This is a genomic window from Alcanivorax sp. 24 (assembly GCF_004360225.1).
GTDB lineage: Bacteria > Pseudomonadota > Gammaproteobacteria > Pseudomonadales > Alcanivoracaceae > Alloalcanivorax > Alloalcanivorax xiamenensis.
In genome coordinates this window covers 1-14,683 of record NZ_SNUA01000025.1, presented here as the reverse complement: position 1 = coordinate 14,683, position 14,683 = coordinate 1, and the positions used below count along the sequence as shown (strand labels likewise).

At 60.1% G+C, this 14,683-nt stretch carries 14 protein-coding genes and 1 pseudogene; 5 read left to right on the top strand and 10 right to left on the bottom strand.

Annotated elements, in window-relative coordinates; translation table 11 throughout:
* Positions 1-418: 418 nt before the first annotated feature.
* The 3 genes from ligA to smc all read right to left on the bottom strand — a co-directional run bounded on the left by ligA (position 419) and on the right by smc (position 7,608).
* On the bottom strand, positions 419-2,734 hold the full coding sequence (ligA, locus tag E0L37_RS20665) for an NAD-dependent DNA ligase LigA (protein WP_133493531.1): 2,316 nt from the start codon (positions 2,732-2,734) through the stop codon (positions 419-421).
* Positions 2,735-2,912: 178 nt separating this feature from the next.
* Complete coding sequence (gene zipA / locus E0L37_RS20660; RefSeq protein ID WP_133493530.1) at positions 2,913-3,854, bottom strand: cell division protein ZipA; 942 nt, start codon at positions 3,852-3,854, stop codon at positions 2,913-2,915.
* Between the two features lie 250 nt (positions 3,855-4,104).
* On the bottom strand, positions 4,105-7,608 hold the full coding sequence (gene smc, locus E0L37_RS20655; RefSeq protein WP_133493529.1) for a chromosome segregation protein SMC: 3,504 nt from the start codon (positions 7,606-7,608) through the stop codon (positions 4,105-4,107).
* 297 nt (positions 7,609-7,905) lie between these two features.
* Between smc and E0L37_RS20650 the strand changes: the two genes are divergently transcribed.
* The 4 genes from E0L37_RS20650 (at position 7,906) to E0L37_RS20635 (ending at position 9,383) form a co-directional block, all read left to right on the top strand.
* Complete coding sequence (locus E0L37_RS20650; RefSeq protein ID WP_133493528.1) at positions 7,906-8,331, top strand: type II toxin-antitoxin system RelE/ParE family toxin; 426 nt, start codon at positions 7,906-7,908, stop codon at positions 8,329-8,331.
* Positions 8,318-8,623, top strand: coding sequence for an addiction module antidote protein (locus E0L37_RS20645; protein WP_159661307.1), 306 nt, complete (start codon positions 8,318-8,320; stop codon positions 8,621-8,623). The genes E0L37_RS20650 and E0L37_RS20645 overlap by 14 nt, the downstream gene beginning before the upstream one ends.
* A 98-nt stretch (positions 8,624-8,721) precedes the next feature.
* On the top strand, positions 8,722-8,952 hold the full coding sequence (locus E0L37_RS20640) for a ribbon-helix-helix protein, CopG family (RefSeq protein WP_133493527.1): 231 nt from the start codon (positions 8,722-8,724) through the stop codon (positions 8,950-8,952).
* Positions 8,949-9,383: a putative toxin-antitoxin system toxin component, PIN family gene (locus E0L37_RS20635; protein WP_201303820.1), complete on the top strand. Its 435-nt coding sequence runs from the start codon at positions 8,949-8,951 to the stop codon at positions 9,381-9,383. Before E0L37_RS20640 ends, E0L37_RS20635 begins: the two co-directional genes overlap by 4 nt.
* An 11-nt stretch (positions 9,384-9,394) precedes the next feature.
* Here E0L37_RS20635 and E0L37_RS20630 read toward each other — a convergent pair whose 3' ends face one another.
* Positions 9,395-10,012 carry a hypothetical protein gene (locus E0L37_RS20630; protein WP_133493526.1) on the bottom strand — a complete coding sequence of 206 codons (618 nt, stop codon included), beginning with the start codon at positions 10,010-10,012 and terminating at the stop codon, positions 9,395-9,397.
* A 133-nt stretch (positions 10,013-10,145) separates the two neighbouring features.
* Between E0L37_RS20630 and E0L37_RS20625 the strand changes: the two genes are divergently transcribed.
* On the top strand, positions 10,146-10,625 hold the full coding sequence (locus tag E0L37_RS20625; RefSeq protein ID WP_133493525.1) for a GFA family protein: 480 nt from the start codon (positions 10,146-10,148) through the stop codon (positions 10,623-10,625).
* Positions 10,626-10,664: 39 nt separating this feature from the next.
* Here the strand turns inward: E0L37_RS20625 and E0L37_RS20620 are convergent, their stop codons facing one another.
* The 6 genes and pseudogenes from E0L37_RS20620 to E0L37_RS20595 form a co-directional block, all read right to left on the bottom strand.
* Positions 10,665-11,066 carry a hypothetical protein gene (locus tag E0L37_RS20620; RefSeq protein ID WP_063141646.1) on the bottom strand — a complete coding sequence of 134 codons (402 nt, stop codon included), beginning with the start codon at positions 11,064-11,066 and terminating at the stop codon, positions 10,665-10,667.
* A gap of 75 nt (positions 11,067-11,141) precedes the next feature.
* Positions 11,142-11,492, bottom strand: a complete 351-nt coding sequence (locus E0L37_RS20615; protein WP_080530801.1) for a hypothetical protein — start codon at positions 11,490-11,492, stop codon at positions 11,142-11,144.
* 147 nt (positions 11,493-11,639) lie between these two features.
* Positions 11,640-12,008, bottom strand: a complete 369-nt coding sequence (locus tag E0L37_RS20610; RefSeq protein WP_133493524.1) for a hypothetical protein — start codon at positions 12,006-12,008, stop codon at positions 11,640-11,642.
* 2 nt (positions 12,009-12,010) lie between these two features.
* Positions 12,011-13,699 (bottom strand): RHS repeat-associated core domain-containing protein, encoded by a 1,689-nt coding sequence (locus tag E0L37_RS20605; protein ID WP_240687528.1) that lies wholly within the window; start codon positions 13,697-13,699, stop codon positions 12,011-12,013.
* Between the two features lie 81 nt (positions 13,700-13,780).
* Complete coding sequence (locus tag E0L37_RS20600; RefSeq protein ID WP_205655669.1) at positions 13,781-14,308, bottom strand: hypothetical protein; 528 nt, start codon at positions 14,306-14,308, stop codon at positions 13,781-13,783.
* 98 nt (positions 14,309-14,406) lie between these two features.
* A pseudogene (locus E0L37_RS20595) lies at positions 14,407-14,683 on the bottom strand (IS4 family transposase); the annotation flags it as partial.

Genomic DNA, 14,683 nt, shown 5'->3' with positions numbered 1-14,683 from the left:
GCCACGCCGCCGCTGTGGGAAGCTTGCTGGCAAGCGAATGTACCCGCAACAGAGGCCGCATTCGCCAGCAAGATGGTCTCCCACAGAGCATGCCACGGCGCCGCTGTGGGAAGCTTGCTGGCAAGCGAATGTACCCACACCAGAGGCCGCATTCGCCAGCAAGCTGGTCTCCCACAGTTTGCGCTACGGAGCCACTGTGGGAAGCTTGCTGGCAAGCGAATGCGGCAACGTCGGAGGCCGCATTCGCCAGCAAGCTGGTCTCCCACAGATCATGCCACGGCGCCGCTGTGGGAAGCTTGCTGGCAAGCGAATGTACCCGCAACAGAGGCCGCATTCGCCAGCAAGATGGTCTCCCACAGATCATGCCACGGCGCCGCTGTGGGAAACTTGCTGGCAAGCGAATGTACCAATTCCCGCCTTACACAACGATGCCATGGCCGGCGAGAAAATCGACGAAGGTGTCCTCGTCCATCACCGCCACCCCGAGCTCTTCCGCCTTGGTGAGCTTGGAACCGGCGGCCTCGCCGGCCACCACGCAATGGGTTTTCTTCGATACACTGCCGGCCACCTTGGCACCCAGGCTTTGCAGATGGGCCTTGGCCTGGTCACGGGTCAGCCGGGACAAGGTACCAGTCAGTACCCAGGTCTGCCCTTCCAGGGCCTGCTCCGCCACTTCCCGAGGCGCCTTTGCGGACAACCCGGCGGCCTGCACCTCGGCCTGCTCCAGCCGATGCCGCCAATCGTCCTGTTTCAGCGCCTTGTGCACCTGCGCCAGCATGGCCGGGCGAACCGGTGCCTCATCGGCATCGGCCTCGGCGAGAGCCGCCACGGTCTTATAATGGGCGCCCAGGGTTTCCAGGGACTTTTCTCCGACGCCGTCCAGCGCCATGCCGAGGCGCTTGGCCGCCTTGAGGAAGTACCCGAGCGTCAGTTCCCGCACGAAGGCCGCGGAGGGATGACCATTGGCGCGCGGCTGGACGCCTTCCGCCAGCAGACCGTCGATGACGTCCTCGTTGTGTTGCTCACGGAAGAAGGCATGAATCGCTTTGGCCACTTCCAGCCCCACGTCCGGCACCGCCAGGAACAACAGCAGTGGCGCCCGCCGGATGGTATCCAGATCGCCGAAGCAATCGGCCAGTGCCTTGGCGGTTTCCTCGCCGATCTGCAGGATGCCAAGGGCGAACAGGAAGCGCTCCAGACTCACGGATTTGGAATGCTCCAACGCCTCGATCAGATTGGCGGCGGACTTCTCGCCCATGCGCTCCAGGTCCGCCACCGGCTCCGCTTGCAGCCGGTACAGATCGGCCACGGTGGCGATCAGTTGCTGGTCCACCAATGCGTCCACCAACTTCTCGCCCAGCCCCTCGATATCCATGGCCCGCCGCGAGGCGAAGTGTTTGATCGCTTCCCGTTGCTGGGCACCGCAGATCAGGCCACCGGTGCAGCGCGCCACCACACCGCCCTCGGCGCGAAAGATATCGCTGCCGCACACCGGACATGCGGCTGGCAAATCAATTTCCTCGGCGTTATCCGGCCGCCGCTCGGGCACCGCCCGCACCACCTTGGGAATCACGTCGCCGGCCCGGTACACCACCACGGTGTCGCCGACCCGGATATCCAGACGGCGGATTTCATCGATGTTGTGCAGGGTGGCGTTGCTGACGGTGACGCCGCCCACCTGCACCGGCTCCAGTTTCGCCACCGGCGTCAGCGCCCCGGTGCGCCCCACCTGCCAGTCCACCCCGTTGAGGACGGTAATCTCTTCCTGCGCCGGGAACTTGTGCGCGACGGCCCAGCGCGGCGCGCGGCTGACGAAGCCCAGGTCACGCTGCCAGTCGAGCCGGTCCACTTTGTAGACCACGCCGTCGATGTCATAATCCAGTTGATCCCGACGTTCCAGGATGTCGTGGTAGAAGGCCAGCAAGGCGTCCACGCCATCGCAAAGCTTCACTTCCGGGTTCACCCGCAGCCCCCATTGGCGCAACCGCTCAAGGATGGCGGAATGGCGATCCGGCCAGGATTCGCCGTCCAGCTGTGCCAGGGAATAGGCGTAGAACTCCAGCGGGCGCTGGGCGGTAATACGCGAATCCAGTTGCCGCAGGCTGCCGGCGGCGGCGTTGCGGGGGTTGGCGAAGGTTTTCTGCTCCGCCTCCGCCTGACGCCGGTTCAGCTCGGCGAAGCCGTGATGGGTCATCACCACCTCGCCACGCACTTCCATCAAGGCCGGCGGATTCTCGCCACGCAGGCGCAGCGGGATCGACTTGATGGTGCGCACGTTGGCGGTGATGTCCTCGCCGGTCTCACCGTCGCCGCGGGTGGCGCCGCGCACCAGTTCACCATTCTCATAGACCAGCGACACCGCCAGACCATCGAGTTTGGGCTCGGCCACGTAATCGATACCGCCGCTCACGTCCAAACGCTCATGAACGCGCTGATCGAAGTCGCGCAGTTCGTCGTCACTGAACGCGTTGCCCAGACTCAGCATGGGCACGGCATGACGCACTTCATTGAAGCCTTCCAGCGGCACATCCCCTACCCTCTGGGTTGGCGAATCCGGGCTGACCAGATCCGGATGCTCGCTTTCCAATGCCTGCAACTGGCGGAACAGGCGATCGTATTCCGCGTCGGGAACGGCCGGATCGTCCAGTACGTAATACCGGTAGGACCAGTCGTTGAGCTGATCCCGCAGTTGTTTGATTTGCTCGGCGGGAGACGGGATGTTCTTCGAGGTCACGGTGGGGTGAGTCCTTGCTTTCGACAGGCGCTGGGGGACGGTGCCGATTCGCTGCCCAGGCAGCTTCCCACAGCGGTTCCGTTGCTCTCTGTGGGAAGCTGCCTGGGCAGCGAATCAATGTGTTGCGCGTAACGGGCCGTCCCACAACCGTGGGACAGCAGCGGTCCAGGAACCGCCATCAACCGCTATGAGAAACGCGCTGGCGCCGTTCGAACTCCTGCACACGCTGGCGCAGGTGTTCCATGGTCTGCGGCGTCAATACGCTGTGTTGTTCATCACGCAGGTCACCGTACAGCCCTTCCGCCATGCGCCGGCCAGTGGTGAGCATGCGATCCAGGGACGCCAGCGGATCCTGTGGCCCCGGCAATTGCATGAAGAACGTGATGCCGGCGAACTCCTGCTCTTCCATGGTCTGGATATCAAAGGTTCCAGGCTCCACGGCGTTGGCCACGGAGAATTCCGGATACTCGTCCCCTTCCCGGTGACGATGGAAGATGTTCATTTCGCCGAAGCGCAGTCCGCATTCCAGCAGATAGCGCAGCATCGCCTCGCCGTCGAAACGGTCCGGACGGCGAGAGATCAGATGGAATACGATCACTTCCTGCACCTGCCGGTCCGGCGGCGGCGCCTCGCGACGGGGCTGGCGGGCTTCGGAGCGGGTCCGGGGCGCCTCACCAGCCGGTTGCGGCTCGGCTTCCAGTTCGTCCTCCGGCGGCTCCCGGCTGGCGCGCATGGACGGCAGCCCCTCTTCCCGGCTCCGGTCCGGATCCGATGCCATTTCCGGCTCATCATCGAACAGGTTCTGCTGCTCGGCCCGCCGGCCGTCCTCGTCCAGCGGGTCGTCCTCTTCCATCATGATCGGCGGATCCTCGCGATCCTCCGGCAACGGCGCGCCATCGGCGCCACGGCTGACCACCCGGGGGCGGCCGATCACTTCCGGGTTGCTTTCGAGAAAGTCGTCTTCTTCATCTTCTTCGCCCGTCGGACGGCGGAAACGGCGATCGATGCGCATACGCAAGCGCCCGTGCCGTTCGCGGATCATTCTTCGCACACCGTCGGCCAGAATCAGCAGAATCAGAATAACCAGAATGCCGATCAGTGTTTCCAAATTCAGGCCCATTTGCCCCTTCCTTAGCGTGTGCCCCACACGAGCACCACATTAGGGTTAAACGTCAGTTCAGATAATCATTCGCTACACGCCCGCCGCTGTCAAAGCGCTATCGGCACGGAAGCCGGGCGATTCACGCCGATAAGGTAAAACTTCTTTAGAGCGTGTCCTGGTTACATAAAAATATAAGCAGTTTAGCGGCCCGATTGCCCCGGGCCTGTTTGTCTCTTGTTACATCATCATCGCGGTTACGTGGTCACGGCTACATGGCCGCCATCTCGGCCGCCTCTTCCACATCCACCGAGACCAGACGCGAGGCGCCGGGCTCGTGCATGGTCACGCCCATCAGAGCATGGGCCATTTCCATGGCGATCTTGTTGTGGGTGATATAAATGAACTGCACCCGGGACGACATTTCCTGCACCAGATTACAGAAGCGACCCACGTTGGCATCATCCAGAGGCGCGTCCACCTCATCCAACAGACAGAACGGTGCCGGGTTGAGTTCAAAAATACTGAACACCAGCGACAAGGCGGTAAGCGCCTTTTCGCCCCCGGACAGCAGGTGGATGGTGCTGTTGCGCTTACCCGGCGGCCGCGCCATGATCGCCACGCCGGTATCCAGCAGGTCCTCGCCGGTCAGCTCCAGGTAGGCGTGCCCGCCGCCGAACACCTTCGGGAACAGCGCCTGCAGCCCCTTGTTGATACGGTCGAAGTATTCCTTGAAGCGGGTCCGCGTCTCACGATCGATCTTGCGAATGGCGTTATCCAAGGTGCGCAGCGCGTCTTCCAGATCCTCGTTTTGCTGATCCAGATACTGCTTGCGCTCGGATTGTTGCTGGTATTCGTCGATGGCGGCCAGGTTGATCTGGCCGAGCCGGGCAATGCGCTGGGCAATTTGCTCCAGATCCTGATTCCAGGCCTGCTCGTCGGCGTCCTCCGGCAGATTGTCCAGCACCGTCTCCAGATCGAAGTGCTGCTCGCCGAGCTGCTCGGCCACGGTCTGCCGGCGGGTGCTCAGTTCCTGCCATAGCATGCGCTTCTGGTTGATGGCGTCACGCACTTCCTGGGCCTGACGTTCGAACTGGCCACGGCGGCCTTCCAGATCGCGCATCTGGTGTTCCACGTCTTCCAGACTCCGGCGGGCATCGGCCAGCTTCTGTTCCGCTTCCAGACGCAGCTCCAGTTTTTCCTCCAACTGCTGCTGCAGTTCCAGTCCGAGATCGTCGCCGCCCTCGCTGAGCTGGCTTTCCAGAGACGCTTTACGCTCCGCCAGGCTGGCCACCTGCCCTTCCAGACGGGCCAGGTTCTGGCGCAGAGCATCCGCCTGGGTACGGGCGCCCTGGGCCTCCATGGCCAGTTGGTGGGCCTGATCGCGATGTTGCCGCGCCTGCTGCCGGGCTTCGTCCAGACGCAGACGGTAATCGTCGCGCCGCGACAGCAGCGCCTCGCGCTCACCGGAGTCTTGCTCCATGGCGTCCAGAGCTTCCGCCAGCACCGTCCGTGCTTCCTTGATCTGCTCCTGTTCCTGTTCGAGCTGACCGCGGGTTTCCTCCAGCTCGCGGCCGAGCCGTTCCTGGCGCATGGTGATCTGTTCCAGGCGTACCTGGCGGGCGCTGACCTGGGCGTTGACCTCCCCCAGTTCCCGGCTCAGCCGGCTGCCCTGGCGCTGGGTCTCCTCGCGCTCTTCCTCCAGCGCCGCCACCTGCTCGCGGTTCTCTTCCAGGCGTGCCTTGAGGTCATCCACCGTGGTGGTCAGAGTCTCGATCTGCTGTTCCAGTTCTTCCAGTTGCCGGCGGCGTTCCAGGATGCCCGCTTCCTGGTCCTCTTCCCGCACCACACGCAGCCAGTCCGGCCCCAGCCAGATGCCGTCGCGGGTGACCACCGACTCACCGGGACTCAATTGCCCGCGCAGGGACAGCGCCCCGGGCAAAGCCTCCACCACGTACACTCCGGCCAACAGCCCTTCCGGGGCAGTGCCGGAGACCTTGTCCCGTAACGGCGTGCCTTTGTTATCCGCGGCGGCACCCGCCAATCCCGGCTGCACCATGGCAACGCGGCCATGGGTCAGGTCCGCCAGCCAGTCGCCGACCCGCTCCAGCCCTTCCACGGCCACCGCCTGCAGGGCATCGCCGAGCACCGCTTCCACGGCTTTTTCCCAGCCCTCGGCCACGTTGATGCGGTCCGCCAGACGCGGATGGTCATCCAACTCGTGGCGGGTGAGCCATTCACTCACCGCGCCGTCATCCCCCATCGCCGCCTTCTGCAGCGCCTCCAGGGAAGTATGCCGGCCACGCAGGGTTTGCAGCCGCTCACGGGCGTCATCCAGCTCACGGCCGCGATCACCGTTCTGGCGGCGCAGCTGGTTGATCTCTTCCTGCAGCCGCTCGCTGCTCATCTCGCTTTCTTCGCGCTGCATCCGCAGCTCGGCCACCTGCTCCTGAAACTCACGCATCTCGGTGGCCAGCGGGCCGGAGTCCAGGGACTCCTGCTCCTTTTCGAGCCGCCCCATGCGGTCGCGCAGGCGCTCGATGGATTTCTCCAGATGCTGGATGCGGGACTGTTCCACCTCCGCCTGGCGGCGGGACTCGCCGGCCCGGTTATTGAAGGTTTCCCATTGCTGCTGCCACTCCTGCATGGCCTCCTCGGCCAGGGTCAGCGCCTCGGTGGCGCTGTCCTGCAACTCGCCGCTCTCTTCCAGGCGTGGCTCCAGCTCCGCCAGTTGCTCCTCCAGCATGGCCAGCTTTTCGCCATCCAGACGCTGGTGCTCATCGGCCTCTTTCCAACTGGCCCGGACCTGCTCGAACTCCTCATGCAACTGCTGGTGGCGCTCGCGCTGATGCTGGATGCTCTGCTCCAGCCGCGCCACCTCGGCGCCGAGCGCATAAAAGTGCTGCTGCACCTGATTGAAGTGCTCCCGCGCCTCGTTATGCCCCTCGCGCAACCGCTCGATCTCGGCGTCCACGTGGCGCTGCTCGGCCACCTTGGCCTCCATGCTCACGTCCAACTCGCCGATCACCAGATCCAGCTGCTTGACCTGATGGTCCAGCCCCTGCCAGCGCAGGGCCTTGAGCTGGGCACTCTTGTGCCGCTCCTCTTCCTTGTACTGTTTGTATTTCTCCGCCGCGGCGGCCTGGCGGCTGAGGCGCTCCAGCTGCCGTTCCAGTTCGTCACGAATGTCGGTCAGGCGCTCCAGGTTCTCCCGGGTGCGGCGCATGCGGTTCTCGGTCTCGCGGCGGCGGGCCTTGTACTTGGAGATGCCGGCGGCCTCCTCGATGTACACCCTCAGCTCTTCCGGCTTCGCCTCGATCAACCGGGAGATCATGCCCTGCTCGATAATGGCGTAACTGCGCGGGCCGAGACCGGTGCCCATGAAGATATCGGAGATGTCCTTGCGGCGGCATTTGGCGCCGTTGAGGAAGTAATTGGACTGGCCGTCCCGGGTCACCAGACGCCGCACCGAGATTTCGCTGAACTTGCCGTATTCGCCCTGAACCTTGCCTTCGGCGTTATCGAACACCAGCTCGATGGAGGCCTGCGCCACCGGTTTGCGGGAGTTGGAGCCATTGAAGATCACATCCGCCATGGACTCGCCACGCAAATGCTTGGCGGAGGACTCCCCCATCACCCAGCGCACGGCGTCGATGATATTGGACTTGCCACAGCCATTGGGCCCCACCACGGCGGTGAGATTATCCGGGAACAAGGCCGTCGTGGGATCCACGAACGATTTGAACCCCGCCAGCTTGATGCTTTTCAGTCTCATAAGAGTGCGCTACTCGCTTCCCGCGAACCGTCCCTGCCCGGCCACACCATCGCCGGCCACGGACAAACCGTCTAAACCGGTTAGTCTAGCGACATGCCGCCCTGAATTCATCACGCAAAGGACTTAGGGGACGGAATGGGTATCAAAACCTCTATTTGCGCATAAAAACACATATCATCTGGTGCCTGGCTTACCCTTTGCACGCACTCAGCTTACAGACCTTTCCGATCTGGCCGACAGACCCGCTGGCCCTCCCCCTCAATACTAAAAACAGGCCCCTGTCAGCGAGCACTTGCCATGAACGCCCCCGACGCCTCCGGTTCCCCTGGTGGGAAAGCCTCTTCCGCTTCCGAACATCTCAGCCTTGACAATCGTATCCAAAAGGATACGATCCGGACTTATACCATACTGGACACTCAGGAGTTTCGCCTCTGGCTGTCCAAAGTGAGAGACCCCGTTGGCAAGGCGGCGTTGCTTCGCCGGCTGGATCGTTTGCGCAACGGGCAGATCGGCGATCATAAATACTTGGGAAACCGGCTCCACGAAATACGCCTGCACCTGGGGCCCGGCTATCGCGTCTATTACATGTATCCGGCCCCAGGTACCTGCCTGTTACTGACCGGCGGCACCAAGGCATCACAAGAGCGCGATATCCGGCGCGCCCAGGCGCTGGCAAAGCTCATCAGCAGACAACAGCAAGGTGGCCATCGTGAAACACCATGACAGCACACTGAAAGACCTCGGCGTCCGACCTTTTGACCTCGCTCGCCACCTGGACAGCGAGGCCACCATTGCCGAATACCTGTCCCAGGTTCTGGCCAGCGGCGACCACAACGAACTGATCGATGCCATCGGCCATGTGGCCCGTGCCAAGGGCATGAGTGAAATCGCCCGTGCCTCGGGGCTGGGCCGGGAGAGCCTGTACAAGGCCCTCAGCCCCGGCGCCAAGCCGCGGTTCGACACTGTGGTGCGGGTATTAAAAGCGCTGGGAGTGGAGTTGAGGATTTCCGTGTGAGGGGGGGGCCTTCTGGAGCCGGGCCTGGAAAATGACCTTGCTGAACTTCGCGTTCAGAAGCTACACTGGTGTTATGGTGATATTGTGAGAAAGCACCAATGAGCAGACTAACCATCACACTGGACGACAGCCTTCATCAGGCTCTCAAAGAAACCGCCGCGCGGCAGGGCCGAAGCATCGGTCAGATCATTGAAGAAAGTCTTATCCTCAGAGGTATCAAACCACTGGCGGATGCCCGCGCCCTGGTGGCAAAAGCAAGAACCAACGCGCAGCTCAACGAGGAAGAAGCGTTACTTCTCGCCGTTGAAGAGACCCGGACGCAACGGTGATAACAGTCAAACGAGTGTTTATTGTTGATACCAATGTGCTGGTCGCCGGGCTGATAACCGCCGTCACCTCCAGCGCGACGGCTCGCATCGTCGATGCCATGTTGGCAGGGAATATTATTTACCTGATTTCCCCTGCCCTATTACAGGAATACAGGGCCGTATTACTAAGGCCAAAACTAGTACGCCTGCATGGCCTGAAAGAATCCGAGATTGATGATCTTTTAACGGTTATCACGGCCAATGCGGTTTGGCACGACCCCACATCAGGAATAGGCGGAGACGCTCCCGACCCTGGCGATAATCATCTCTGGGATCTTCTGTCCTCGGAGCACGGGGCGATTCTGATCACAGGCGACGGACTACTACGGGACCGGCCACCAGCGGAAAGCTCGATAATCTCACCCGCGACGATGGTGAAAAGTTTCCTGTAGTTCTTTCCCCTCTACTCGTAACCACAAGCCTCCAGCACCGGAGCAAAGGCCTCTTCCGCACCGGCCAGGGCGAAATTCAGCTCCAGCGGAGAGCCGTCGGAGCTGTGCATCCTCAAGACCAGGTCATCCGCCTTTTCCAAGACCTTCATGAACCGATACGCCTCATCCTGACGCAGCCCGGCGGATGTCCCCTCGAACAGATCGGGCCAGGTGGTTTTATGCGCCTCACCACCATCGACGCTGTAAACCACCTCGATATCGCCACTGTCGGTGACGGCGAAAGCATCCGGCCCCTTGCCCATACCCGGCGCATGAGTCACCACCAAGGCCAGTTTGCCATCCACACATTCGGCTTCGAACCGGGTGTGATCGTGCTCGCGCATGAGCATGGATTTATTGGCGGCGCTCTTCAGGGATTCAATGTTGCTGTACGCGGCCCCGCTTTCGCCATAGGCCCACCAGCCCATCATCTCCTTGAAGCCGTTTTCACTGGCGAGCATGCCATAGGTGCCGCTGTAGTCGATCTCCGGATGATCCGGGTCCGCCCATTCCGGCGCCGCTTCGGCACTGAGCGGAATCAGGGTGATCAGGCAGGCAAGAGGAAACAGCAAAGTCCGTTGCGACAACATCGGCGCTCCATCAATACGTTCGTGGGGCCACGCATCCTATCATCCGGGTATCGGATTGGGGACCGCCTGTTGCCCACCCAGGCCAACGATCCTACCCTCAATCCAGCCCGGACAGACTTCAGGAGGCCAGATCATGTTGCTTCAAGGTTCCTGCCACTGCGGCGCGGTACGTTTCAGTGTCGAGTCACCGCACCCTTACCCCTACCAACGCTGCTACTGCTCTATCTGCCGCAAAACCGCCGGCGGTGGCGGCTACGCCATCAACCTCAGCGGCCACGCCGAAACCCTTTCCGTGGAAGGCGCCGAGCACAAGAGCATCTACCATGCCGTCATCGACGGAGAGAACGGAGAGAAAAGCCCGGGGGAGCGTCACTTTTGCCGACATTGCGCCAGCGCCCTGTGGGTATACGATCCGCGCTGGCCGGAACTGGTCCACCCGTTCGCCTCGGCCATCGACACCGACCTGCCGATTCCGCCCGAACGGGTTCATCTGCTACTGGACAGCAAAGCCAACTGGGTGGAGGTGGAAGCCGGCAAGCACGACAAATGTTTTGACGGCTATCCCGAGGAGAGTATTGCCGAATGGCATCGGAGGTTGGGGTTGGAGGAATGAGGCTCCAATCCCCCACTTAAATGCCACTCCATGCCCGCATCATTCAGTCCAGATGCGATCAATCTTCAAATATCCGCCGATCGTTCCGCGCATTTGAATCTGAACATCGCGCTCCGTCGTTTGAGCCGCCAGTACCGTACTGTAAAGGAAATTCGCGAATTCGGGCTTATCCTGATAAGACACCGCACCGGCGGCGTAATTCGAAACGCCTCCGATGCCGACATTCGATGGGGCACCAGAAGGTATTGGCGTATCGAAGTACACAAGGATCATGCCTTTCTCGTTGACATAAACCCGCTTCACTTTTCCTTTGTATGAGCAATAGGGAGCCGCGCTGGAGACATGACATGCCGGCTCGTTGGCGTAGCCCGTTCCCGCGGCACCCATCACAAGAAAGGCCGCAATCAAAGTCGCCGCTACGATTCGCTTACTTCTTCGCATACCCTTTCCCTCCCTATTTAGAACATTGCCGTTAAGTGCCATTCGGGACTGAGACCATAACTCCAAGATCGATGCCTAGCGGGTAATCTGGAGATACTTCACATGGCAGAGCGGAGTAGCATTATCGTAATGCGCCTTCACCTCTGCTCCAGTGGTCAGTGCGCTCAGCCCCAGAGCAAGATAGGAGGGAATGACATCCAGTGTCAGTCCCTGCTCGCCGGGATACACATAGAGATGCTTGGTGCTCCACTGCGTGCACGCGGGATCAACCGGAGCCGTAAAGCCAATCAGAAAGCCACCGTTATCCACCGTAATGATTTCAGAGACGCCAAGATTGCCAGACCAGACCAGCTCCGCTCTGGCGATCACTGACCAGATGAGAAAAGTCCCCAACAACACAACCCTGATCGATATTCCCCTATTCATACCCTTTCCTCTGGATTTCGAGAATAAAAAAATCAAATCAATCCGTAGCCAACCGCCATCAGAAACGGGCTATGGGAGCTAGGTCCGCGGTCACTCTTTCCAGCCAAGAAAGGCAAAGGGCAAGACTTACCCCCATGCCCCAGATTTTCATAAAATAAAAACCCCAAAATCATCACCATGTACTTCGCAGCTCTCACCCTCACCTGATATTGAAATAACGGCAAATCCGCCATCTAAGGCAACCATTATTTCTCCCTCTGTACATCTAACAGACTCAACAACTTTCCCTATCATCAAAGCTATCTCAAACCCCTTCACGCCCCTTTCCTCAAAATCGGCATAAGCCCGAATCATCTTACCTTTTCCGTTATCGAACCCAATATTAGTATATATCTTTACATCAACCCCCCCAAAGCCAACGACAATTGAATTCTTATGGAAACAGACATATTCGACCTCCTCCCCAAACTCTAAAGAAGCATTCATCAGCTTCTCAAGCTTTATATTTCTTTTCACGCCTATTCTCCATACCGGCCAGGAATAATTATTGAGAATTCATTGTGCCACTTCTTCCTACTCACCGTTCTCCCCGAATACGGGCTGATAGGCTGACCATTTTTATTATAAACAACATAATATCCCTTCGGATTGTGCTTGAAAGAGCCGGTCCCAGGCGGTTGAACTCTAACAACATTTTGAAGCCCATGCATTGGCCGCCATCCAGGCCTCGCGATAACAAACCCTCCTCCTTCCGGAAGAGTGTACGCCTCCCAGTCTTGAGGAAGTGAGTATATTAGTCGGCCATCTTTATCTAGCATTCTGTAACTTCCTTCCGGAGCCAATATGTCTCGTGCAGCTCTGTTTAAATATTCATTCTCAACAAAAGGCTCCCCATTAGGGTCAGCTGATTCCTGTGACATCTGATTAAACAAATACCCCATAGCCCCGGTAGCAGCCCCAACCATGAACTTGCCACCCGTAGCCTCGGATACCGTACCACTGACCAGCCCTGCCAGCACGGTCCCGGAGCCCCGCTCACCATCGGTCCATCCCTTGATTCTGGTGCCGATCATCCCTTCGGTCATGCCGCCGATGATGCCGGACTTAACATCGGCACCTCCCAGGCGGGCGAAGGCGGCACCACGGGCACCATGGGCGATGCCACTTCCTATCGCACCAAGCCTGAGGCCACCAATGGCTCCCGCGACATTGGCGTTTGCATAGGCCAAGGCCGCTGATCGGGCTCCGGCCACCAAGGCCTTCTCGATGGGCGCGCCACTTCCATAGGCCACGCTTGCCGAGACTAGCCCCTGATATTTTGCTATACACCCTGGCGCTCCGGCCGCTCCCGTGGCGATGGCACAACCGGCAACGCCCACCAAGCCGAAGACCTCTCCCGCGTACTTATTCCTCGCCGCGAAGCGAGCCAATTCCTTAGTTCCCGCTTTGACTGTTAATGCGGTTAAGGCCAGTTGGGGATTGATGAACGCCAGTGCCACAATCCCCATCCGCTTCTTGATCGAGTTCCGCAGCTTCTTCCAGGTCTTGCTCAGCCAGGAGTAGCCGCTGGGGTCGGTGATGCTCATGGGGTTGTTGAGGGCGTAGCTGTAGCGGTTGTAGCTTTCCACCTGGTCCAGGCCCTTGATCACCGGGTCGGCGCTGAGGAAGCGGCCTATGGTGGGGTCGTAGATGCGGCCGCCCATGTGAATGATACCGACGTCGTCGAGCATTTCGTGGCCGGTGTAGCCTTTGCTGGTGGCTTTTTCCGCCCGTTCCATGCCGAACCAGGCCCTGTCGCTCATCGCCGTCCAATCCACGTCCTTGCGGGGGCGGCCCCAGGGGTCGTAGCGGTAGCGCTCGGTGACGCCGCCGAGGCCGTGGGCCACGACCACCACGGAGCCCATGCCGTCCATGAACAGGTGCTCTTCCGTGGGTGAGGTCGCATCCCCGTTTTCGAAGGACACCACCACGTCTCCAGTGATACGGAAGCGTTCCTTGACGGTGGTCTGCCCGTTCTTCTGGATATCCAGATACTCGTAGCCTCCCAGAGAAATTTTGTTGGTGGTTTTCTCGGAGGTGGTGGTGACCTGCTTCAGGATAGAGCGGTCCGGCCCATAGACCAGGTCCACCGTCGCGCTGGTGCCCTGAATCCGGTCCGGCTTGTTGAAAGCGGTATAGGAGATGGTTTTGCCGCCGCCGGCAAGCATGTTGCCACCGCTGTCGTAGCAGTAGCTGGCGTTGCGGGTTCCCGTAACACTGGTGACGGCATGAGAAAAGCCACCTGGGGGTCAAGTCTTGCCCTTTGCCTTTCCAATAATTCTGCTGATGCGGGAATAGTGAAGTCCACAGAAATCGCCAATCGCCTTCATGCTGTATCCTCCGCTTGCATACGCCCTGGCTATGGCGCTATCCCGGGACGACGATGTCTCGAAATAGAACGCCAAGGGCTTCGCGACCAAACGACGCTGAGCAGCCGGAACTTCTATCAATTGGTCTGGCTTGTCTATACGTTCGAGCATCTTATCAACGAATGATTCACTGCCAAGGTAAACCTGATTCTTCAGCTCCTTCCACGGTGAAGGCTGATTCTTGCCCTCAGATACAAAGCGCTGGTACTCCCGCACCGCCGCTTGCCGCCCCACACCAAACGCCGCCAGAACAGAATCCGTGTGGAGAGTCTTCAAGTCAGCCCGATAGCCAAGCATCGCCCGGTGGCTACTCCAAGGCCAGTCGATTGCTTCACGGACCATTTCGGCTCGAACGGGGTTAAGAACGATGTAACGTGACAACTCAAGAAGATACTCTTCCCTGTCCACCAGCGCGTCACGTCACCGGGGTCAGGTCTTGCCCGGTGCCTCGCGGTCACTCTTTCCAGCCAAGAAAGGCAAAGGGCAAGACCTGACCCGAATGGTACTTACTTAACGCTCGCCTTCTTTCCGCCCGAGGCCGTTTTATTCCATGGGCGTTGCTTCGGTGGATGCCCATGCTGACGTATCCAAGCCTGCGCCTCATGTCTGGGACGGGTTAACAGCGGGAGCGGTTTCGGTCGTCGCTTGACCGCTCGGGGTTCAATACGTCCTGGTCGATTCCCCACACGCTGCTGGCCGATCAGACGAAAGAGTTCCGTTAAATCGTCACTGGTATGGCAAGCGAGCCGTTGTTGGTACCAAGCCTGCCAGCATTGCAGCGCG